The 6,498-nt window shown below is 69.3% G+C and carries 5 protein-coding genes and 1 pseudogene; 4 read left to right on the forward strand and 2 right to left on the reverse strand.

All coding sequences use genetic code 11. From position 1 onward, the window contains the following. Window positions 1–80: 80 nt before the first annotated feature. The 3 genes from JHC79_RS22175 to JHC79_RS22185 are packed head-to-tail and all read left to right on the forward strand — an operon-like array spanning window position 81 to window position 3,960. Window positions 81–1,613: a glycoside hydrolase family 57 protein gene (locus JHC79_RS22175; protein ID WP_296394974.1), complete on the forward strand. Its 1,533-nt coding sequence runs from the start codon at window positions 81–83 to the stop codon at window positions 1,611–1,613. Continuing rightward, window positions 1,610–2,872 (forward strand): glycosyltransferase family 4 protein, encoded by a 1,263-nt coding sequence (locus JHC79_RS22180; RefSeq protein WP_296394976.1) that lies wholly within the window; start codon window positions 1,610–1,612, stop codon window positions 2,870–2,872. The genes JHC79_RS22175 and JHC79_RS22180 overlap by 4 nt, the downstream gene beginning before the upstream one ends. Window positions 2,873–2,898: 26 nt before the next feature. Further along, window positions 2,899–3,960: an NAD-dependent epimerase/dehydratase family protein gene (locus JHC79_RS22185; RefSeq protein ID WP_296394978.1), complete on the forward strand. Its 1,062-nt coding sequence runs from the start codon at window positions 2,899–2,901 to the stop codon at window positions 3,958–3,960. Window positions 3,961–3,964: 4 nt separating this feature from the next. Here the strand turns inward: JHC79_RS22185 and JHC79_RS22190 are convergent, their stop codons facing one another. After that, window positions 3,965–4,723, reverse strand: coding sequence for an acyltransferase (locus JHC79_RS22190; RefSeq protein WP_296394980.1), 759 nt, complete (start codon window positions 4,721–4,723; stop codon window positions 3,965–3,967). Between the two features lie 134 nt (window positions 4,724–4,857). Here JHC79_RS22190 and JHC79_RS22195 point away from each other — a divergent pair, with 134 nt between their 5' ends. Beyond that, the gene (locus tag JHC79_RS22195) at window positions 4,858–6,141 is read left to right on the forward strand and encodes a PQQ-binding-like beta-propeller repeat protein (RefSeq protein WP_296394982.1); all 1,284 of its coding nucleotides are present in this window, start codon (window positions 4,858–4,860) and stop codon (window positions 6,139–6,141) included. Between the two features lie 96 nt (window positions 6,142–6,237). Here the strand turns inward: JHC79_RS22195 and JHC79_RS22200 are convergent. Further along, a pseudogene (locus JHC79_RS22200) lies at window positions 6,238–6,498 on the reverse strand (hypothetical protein); the annotation flags it as partial.

A 6,498-nucleotide genomic window follows, 5' to 3' on the forward strand; every position in this document is an offset into this window, starting at 1 on the left:
AGCCTCGACCTCCTCGCCGTCGCGGAGCGACTCGACCGCCCCGTCGCGGAGCGACGCCCGGGTTCCGTCGCCTCGCGGACATGACCGCCGACCGGGAGGTCCCCGGACAGTTCTCGATCGTCCTGCACTCGCATCTGCCGTGGCTCGCCAACCACGGACGGTGGCCGGTCGGTGAGGAGTGGCTCTACCAGTCCTGGGCCGGCTCGTATCAACCCCTGTTCGCGGCGTTTCGACGTCTGGCCGCCGACGGTCTGACCGGTCAGGTCAGTCTCGGCGTCACCCCGGTGCTCGCCGCGCAGCTCGACGATCCGCACTGCCTGGCGTCGATGTACGAGTGGCTCGCCTCGTGGCAGTTACGCGCGCAGGAGGCGGCACTCGTTCCCGGAGGCGGCTCCGCGGAGCTCGGTCACCGTGAGTACCGCGCCGCCGACGCCGCGCTCGCGGATTTCGAGATGCACTGGCGTCACGGCGGTTCCGGTGCCCTGCGGACCGTTGTCGACGCCGGGACGGTGGAATTGCTCGGCGGTCCGCTGGCGCACTCGTTCAGCCCGTTGCTCGACCCGCGCCTCCGCCGCTTCACCCTCGACGAGGGATTGAACGATGCCGCCGTCCGGTTCGGCTCACGCCCGCAGGGCATCTGGGCGCCGGAGTGCGCCTTCGTGCCCGGGATGGAGACCGAGTACCGCGACGCCGGTGTCCGGCACTTCATGGTCGACGGTCCCGCGTTGCGCGGCGACACCGCGCTGGGTCGCCCCGTCGGCGACAGCGGCGTCGTCGCCTTCGGTCGCGACCTCGACATCAGCTACCGGGTGTGGTCCCCGCGATCGGGATACCCCGGGCACGGCGCCTACCGGGATTTCCACACCTACGACCATCATTCGGGTCTCAAGCCTGCCCGGGTGACGGGGCGCTCGGTGCCCGGGGACGAGAAGGCCCCGTACGACCCGCAGCGAGCGCAGCGTGCCCTCCAGCGGCACGTGGAGGACTTCGTCGCCCGGGTGCGCGAACGTCTGATCACCGAGTCCGACCGGATCGGGCGGCCGGCCCTGGTGGTCGCGGCCTTCGACACCGAACTGTTCGGGCACTGGTGGTACGAGGGTCCACAGTGGCTCGAGGCCGTGTTGCGACGCCTGCCGGAGGTGGGTGTCTCCGTCGGTACGCTCGCCGACGCCCACGACGCCGGTTTCGTCGGTGCGCCGGTGGATCTCGAGCGTTCGTCGTGGGGGTCGGGCAAGGACTGGCGGGTGTGGGACGGGCCCGCGGTCTCCGACCTGGTGGCCCTGAACTCCGACGTCGTGCGTTCGGCGATGGACACCGTCGCCAAACGCCTCGACACCCGTGGCCTCGGCCGTGACCGGGTGTCGGATCAGATCCTGCGTGAGGCGCTGCTGACCGTGTCGTCGGACTGGGCGTTCATGGTGTCGAAGGAATCGGCGGCCGGCTACGCGCGGGAGCGGGCGTTCAAACATGCCCACGCCACGCGCGAGATCTGTTGGGCTGCAGACGCCGGACGCGAGGCCACGGCCACGCGCCTCGCCGACGGATGGCATCGCGCCGACACCCTGTTCCCCGGGCTCGACGCCCGCCGCATCCGACGGCATGAGTTCTCGTGAGGGTCCTGGTCGTCTCCTGGGAATACCCACCGGTCGTCGTCGGTGGTCTCGGGCGCCACGTGCACCATCTGGCGGTCGAGCTCGCCGCCCTGGGGCACGAGGTCGTCGTGCTCACCCGCACACCGACCGGCTCCGACGCCCTGACCCACCCGTCGTCGGACGAGGTCGTCGAAGGAGTGCGTGTCGTCGCCGCAGCCGAGGATCCGCCCGCCTTCGACTTCGCGCAGGACATGATGGCCTGGGTTCTGGCCATGGGACACAGCATGATCCGGTCGGGTCTGCGTATCCGCTCCGCCACCGGCGAGCCGTGGGTACCCGATGTGGTGCACGCCCACGACTGGTTGGTGGCGCACCCCGCCGTCGCGCTGGCCGAGTTCCACGACGTGCCGCTGGTGGCCACGATCCACGCGACCGAGGCGGGCCGTCACAGCGGCTGGGTCAGTGGCCGGGTGAACCGGCAGGTGCACTCCGTGGAGTGGTGGCTCGCCGCCGAGGCCGATGCGCTGATCACCTGCTCGGCGTCGATGCACGACGAGGTGAGCCGTCTGTTCGGGCCGGATCTGGCCGAGATCCACACCATCCACAACGGGATCGACATCACCACCTGGCCGTTCCGACCACGTCGGGTCACCACCGGCCCGGCGACGCTGCTCTACGCCGGGCGCCTGGAGTACGAGAAAGGCATCCAGGACGCCATCGCGGCGCTGCCCCGCATCCGTCGGACCCATCCGGGGACGACGTTGATCATCGCCGGTGACGGGACACAGGAGGCCTGGCTGCGCGAGCTCGTCCGGACACACCGGGTGACCAGGGCGGTCACCTTCGCCGGCCCCGTCGGACACGACGGACTGGTGACCCTCATGCAGGCCTGCGACGCGATCGTCCTGCCGAGCCGCTACGAGCCGTTCGGGATCGTGGCACTGGAGGCCGCGGCCACCGGCGCGCCCCTGGTGACCTCGACCGCGGGCGGGCTCGGCGAGGCCGTCACCGACGGGGTGACCGGGTTGTCGTTCGCCGCGGGTGACGTGGCCGGGTTGGCCGCCGCCGTGCGCGGGGTCCTCGCCGATCCCGCTGCGGCACAACAGCGGGCGGTCAAGGCGCGAGACCGTCTCACGGCCGAGTTCTCCTGGGAGCTGGTGGCCGAGCGCACCGCCGGGGTCTACCTCTCCGCCAAACGACGGATCCGGCAACCGCTGGGCCGACCCACCATCGTCGAGCGTCCCCTCCCCGACCGCGACCTCTCCGGCGGAATCGGCTGACGAGGTGGGGCACTAGATTGTCACCCATGAGCCCCGACATCGACACCTCCACGCCCGTACTGGTCACCGGCGCCACCGGCTACGTCGCCGGGTGGCTGATCAAGGAACTGCTCACCGCAGGCGTGACCGTGCACGGCACCGTCCGCGATCCCGACAACACCGCGAAGGTCGCGCATCTGACCGCGCTGGCCGACGCCTCGCCGGGCACCCTGCGTCTGTTCCGCGCGCAACTGCTCGAGGACGGCTCGTTCGACGAGGCGATGGCGGGCTGCGGCATCGTGTTCCACACCGCGTCGCCCTTCACGTCGGACTTCGATGACGCCCAGCGCGACCTGGTCGATCCGGCCGTGGAAGGCACCCGCACGGTGCTCGAGTCGGCCGACCGCACCGAGTCGGTCACCCGGGTGGTGCTGACCAGCTCGGTCGCCGCGATCTACACCGACACCGTCGACTGCGCCGACGCCGGCGGCACGCTGACCGAAGAGAACTGGAACACCTCGGCCTCGCTCGACTACGAGCCCTACAACCTGTCGAAGACGTTGGCCGAGAAGAAGGCCTGGGAGATCGCCGACGCCCAGTCGCGGTGGCGGCTCGTGGTCATCAACCCGTCTCTGGTCATCGGACCGGCCCTGGGTCCGGCCCCGACCTCGGAGAGTTTCGCGATCGTCAGCCAGCTCGGCAACGGGATGATGGCGCTCGGAGCCCCGCGGATCAAGATCGGCGTTGTCGATGTGCGCGAGGTCGCCACGGCGCATGTCAACGCTGCCTACCTCCCTGACGCCGAGGGCCGGCACATCCTGTCCGCCGCGAACACCGATCTGCTCGAGATGGGACGCGCGCTGCTCCCCCGGTTCGGATGGCGCCGTCCGCTGCCCCGTTTCCCGCTGCCCATCCCGGTGTTGGTCGCCGTCGCACCTCTCGTCGGGCGCGACCGGCGGTTCGTCAAGCGGTGCTCGGGACGACCGCTGCGACTGGACAACTCCAAGAGCCGCAGCGCCCTGGGGATCTCGTACCGGCCGATGCAGGAATCCCTGGAACAGATGTTCGCGACGATGCTCGACGCCGGTCAGGTCAAACTGCTGCGCTGAGCGCTCAGGCCGTCGCGTCGCGACCCGGCAGCGCGGCCTTCTTGCGCTCGATGTCGGCGAGCGCGCGCTCGAGTTCGGCGCGTTCGGCGGCGTTGGACGCCCATGCGTCCATCCGGTTCTTGACGACGCGGGCGGGCGCGCCGACGGCGATCGAGTAATCGGCGATCTCGCCCTTGACCACGGCATGCGAGCCGAGGACGCATCCGCGACCGACGATCGTGTTGCGCAGGACCGACACCTTCGTCGCGACCCAGGTGTCGGCGCCGATCCGCACCGGCCCCTTCACGATCCCCTGGTCCTTGATGGGCAGGGTGATGTCGTCCATCTTGTGGTCGAAGTCGCAGATGTAACACCAGTCGGCCATCAGTGTCGAGGCGCCGATCTCGATGTCGAGGTAGGCGTTGATGACGTTGTTCTCGCCGAGGACGACCTTGTCCCCGATACGCAACGACCCCTCGTGGCAGCGGATCGAGTTGCCGTCTCCGATGTGCACCCACCGACCGATCTCCAGTCGCGACAGCTGCGGCGTGGCGTGGATCTCGACGTTCTTGCCGAGGAAGACCATCCCACGTAGGACGACGTGGGGGTTCGCGGTGCGAAAGCGCCAGAGGCGTAGGTAGCGGACCAGGTACCAGGGCGAATAGGCCCGGTGGCTGATCACCCAGCGGAGCGAGTCACGGGTGAGGAACCGCGCCTGAGCGGGATCTCGGCGCCGGCCGGCGCGAAGGCGCGAACGCAGTGATGCGTTCCACATGCTCGTCATGGGCTCACACGATAACCGACCCACCTCCGGTGCCGGATTCACCAGTGCGCTCGCGATAGGCTCACCGGTGTTCATCGACGTTCAGGAGCACCATGCGGCGCACGACTACGCGACGATCCGGCCGGGTCGGAGTGGTGGCACGCGCTGCTGTGCTCGCCGTCATCGCGGCGGTGGCGGTCAGTTCGTGCTCGGACGGCACCGACGACGTGCGGTCGGTGGCCAGTGCCGGGTGGTCGAGCTACGGCGGTGACGCCGCCAACTCGAACTTCGCGTATCCGACGTCGCCCGAGAAGTTGGCGTTGTCATGGACTCGCCCCACCGGTGGCCCGATCTCCGCACCGATCACGATCTCGAGCCGCTACAACATCGGCGTCACCTCCCGTACGGCCGCCGGGTGCAACACCTTCGTGCTGGACTCCCGCGCCGGTCGGAAGAACTTCTGCCGCAGGCTCGGAGTCGGGGCGGAACTCAACTCGATGCTCGTCGACCAGTTCGAGAACATCTACATCGGCGAGGCCGGCACGTTCTACGCCCTCACCGGTGGTGGCGCGGTCCGTTGGAAGTTCGCGACCGTCGGCGTCCCGGTGTCGGCGAAGTTCGCGGCCAAGGGTGTGGTCCTCATGGTGACCAACCAGGGACAGATCCTTCTCCTCAACGCGCAGACCGGTGAGCCCGTCGCGCCGGGTATCGCGTTGCGCCCGAACGCCGATCCGGCGCAGCCCGCATTCGGTCTCGGTGACTGCGTCACAGCGGGGCCGAACTGCCCCGTTCCCGCGAGCCCCGCCGTGGACGACGAGCGCGAGCAGTTCTACCTGAACTACTTCCCGGAGAACGCGATCGCCTCCGAGGTCAGGGCCATGCGATACGACGAGGTCAAGGGCACCCGCTCGATCCGGCAGAGCTGGGCCACCCCGATCCCCAGCGGAGTGATCGGTACGCCCACGTTGTCCGCCGACCGCAAGACCCTGTACGTGTTCGACCGCCTCGGCAGCATCTACGCGCTCGACGCCGCGACCGGGAAACGCAAGTGGGACTACTTCATCGGCGGATACGGGTTCGGGACGATGTCGGTGTCGCCGGACGGGACGATCATCCCGACCGGCGTGATCGGCTCGCCGCTGATCACCATCCGAGACCGGGGCGATCGGGCTGAGGCCGGCTGGCGTCGCAACGATCTGCAGACGGTCAGCCTGGCGACGAGCACCGAGGCGAAGACGGCTTGGGTCGTGGTCCGCGACCCGAACACCAAGGCGCTCAAACTACTCGAGGTGTCGGCGACAGACGGCTCCACGAAGCGCACCCTGGATCTGCCGCAGGCCGTCGGCTTCACCACCGGCGTCGCGGTGTCCCCCGGTGGCGACGTGGCCACGGCCACCAATCTCGGCGAGGTCTACTACTTCGCCCCGCCCAAGACGTAGACACCTGCGAGCGTCCCGGTGATCCTGCCCCGGGTCCACGACGGAACAGCATCTGCTGGAGTGTCTTCGACGACCGATTGCGCCCGGCGGCTGACATCACGCAACGTCGAGCCAGGCCACGTCGAGACCGGTCGCCGAGTGGGTGACATGGTCGATGAGGCGTAGTGCCTGACGGTGTTCGATCTCGCTGAGGGCGACCGTCGGTGTCGGTACATCGTCGGTCGTGCCGCCGGCGTCGTCAGCCCACGCGTCTGCACCGTGTCGGTCGAGGAGTTCGGCGATGCGGTGTCGGTGGTTGGCACGTGGTTGGTCGGGTGGGTCGGTGTTGCGGCGCCAGCCGTAGCGGCCGCGGTCGGG

Origin of the sequence: Williamsia sp., from assembly GCF_016462415.1 — a bacterium.
In the GTDB taxonomy this organism is placed as follows: Bacteria; Actinomycetota; Actinomycetes; order Mycobacteriales; family Mycobacteriaceae; genus Williamsia_A.